Origin of the sequence: Streptomyces sp. McG3, assembly GCF_018619185.1 — a bacterium.
Taxonomy (GTDB): domain Bacteria; phylum Actinomycetota; class Actinomycetes; order Streptomycetales; family Streptomycetaceae; genus Streptomyces.
In genome coordinates, this window is sequence record NZ_JAAXYC010000555.1 from 1 (window position 1) to 1692 (window position 1692).

Annotated in this window: 2 protein-coding genes; one reads left to right on the forward strand and one right to left on the reverse strand. The window is 74.2% G+C overall.

Features of this window, described 5'->3' with window-relative positions:
• Nucleotides 1–28 precede the first annotated feature (28 nt).
• Entirely contained in the window at nucleotides 29–1228 is a 1200-nt protein-coding gene (locus HET64_RS38390) for an ABC transporter permease (RefSeq protein ID WP_215111844.1), read from the forward strand.
• Nucleotides 1229–1328: 100 nt separating this feature from the next.
• Here HET64_RS38390 and HET64_RS38395 read toward each other — a convergent pair.
• Nucleotides 1329–1692, reverse strand: a 364-nt coding sequence (locus HET64_RS38395) for a CPBP family intramembrane glutamic endopeptidase (protein ID WP_215111845.1), incomplete at its 5' end; no start/stop codon positions are given.

A 1692-nucleotide genomic window follows, 5' to 3' on the forward strand; every position in this document is an offset into this window, starting at 1 on the left:
CACCCACCCCCCGTACGGAGGCCGGCGCATGACCCGTACCCATGATCTCAGGCCCGCCCGCCTCTCCCCCCGGGACGTCCTGCGCGTCGGCGCGGTCGGGCTGCGGGCCCGCCGGGCCCGGGTGGTGCTCTCGGCGCTCGGGATCGCCATCGGCATCGCGACGATGGTCGCGGTCGTCGGCCTGTCCGAGTCGAGCCGCGCGGACCTGATGTCCCGGCTCGACCGGCTCGGCACCAACCTCCTCACCGCCGAGGCGGCCGAGGACCCCCTCGGGGGCACCGTCCGACTGCCGGAGAACGCGGTGGCGATGGTCGAGCGGATCGGCCCGGTGCGACACGCCACGGCCACCGCCGAGGTCGACGCCCGCATCCGCCGCAGCGACGTCGTCCCCGAGGAACGCACGGCCGGGGTCACCACCCAGGCGGCCCGGACCGACCTGCTCTCCACGCTCGGCGGCGAGGTGGCCCGGGGCACCTGGCTGACCCCGGCCGGCGAGCGGCTGCCCACCGCCGTCCTGGGCGCGGTGGCGGCGGACCGCCTCGGCATCACCCGCCCCGGCGAGACGATCATGCTGAACGACACCCGGGTGGCCGTCGTCGGGATCCTCGAACCCGTCGAGCTGGTCCCGACCCTGGACCGGGTGGCCCTGATCGGATTCCCGGCCGCGACACGCTACTTCGGCTTCGACGGCCACCCCACCACGATCTTCGAGCGCTCCACGGACGCCTCGGTCGAGGACGTACGGGCGGTGCTGGCCCGCACGGTCAGCCCCGGCAACGAGGCCGGTGTCCGGGTCTCGCGCCCCTCGGACGCGCTGGCCGCCCGCGCCGCCGCCGACAAGGGGCTGACGGCCCTGATGCTCGGGCTCGGCGCGGTGGCCCTCCTGGTCGGCGGGGTGGGCGTCGCCAACACGATGGTCATCTCCGTGCTGGAGCGCCGTCAGGAGATCGGCCTGCGCCGCGCGCTGGGGGCGACGCGCAACGCGATCCGGCTCCAGTTCCTGACCGAGTCGCTGCTCCTGTCCTCGCTGGGCGGCGCCGCCGGCGCGTTGCTGGGCTCGGCGGCCACGTGGGGGTTCGCGCGGGCGCAGGGGTGGACGACGGTGGTCCCGCCCTGGTCCCTGGCGGGCGGCCTGACCGCGACCCTGCTGATCGGCGTGGTCGCGGGCCTCTACCCGGCGATCCGCGCCTCGCGCCTGCACCCGACGGTGGCGCTGAACGCGACCTGATGAGTCCGGACGTGAGGAGGACGGACGTCAGGAGGACGGACGTGAGGAGGACGGACGTGAGGAGGACACGTCAGGACAACGGGCGTCAGGAGGACGTCCGTCAGGGGCTGACCCGCTCGATGCCGCGGCGCTCGGCGATCTTCGCCATGGTCAGGCAGTACAGCGGGGCGAAGACGAGTTCGAGGACCAGGGCCTGCCAGGGGGCGTCGGCGGCGGTGCTGCTGTCGTCGAGCTCCCCGAAGCCCGCCGCCAGGCCGAAGGCCAGCACGTTGTTGGCGACGTGCAGGACGATCACCGCTTCGAGACCGCCGGTACGGATCACCAGCCAGCCCCACCACAGCGCCGAGTAGAGCAGGAGCAGGAAGCCGGAGAGTTCGCCGAACCCGTGGGCCAGGGCGAACAGGAGGGACGCCAGGACGATCGCGGGCCAGGGTGAACGCACGACCCGGCCGATCACCTGGACC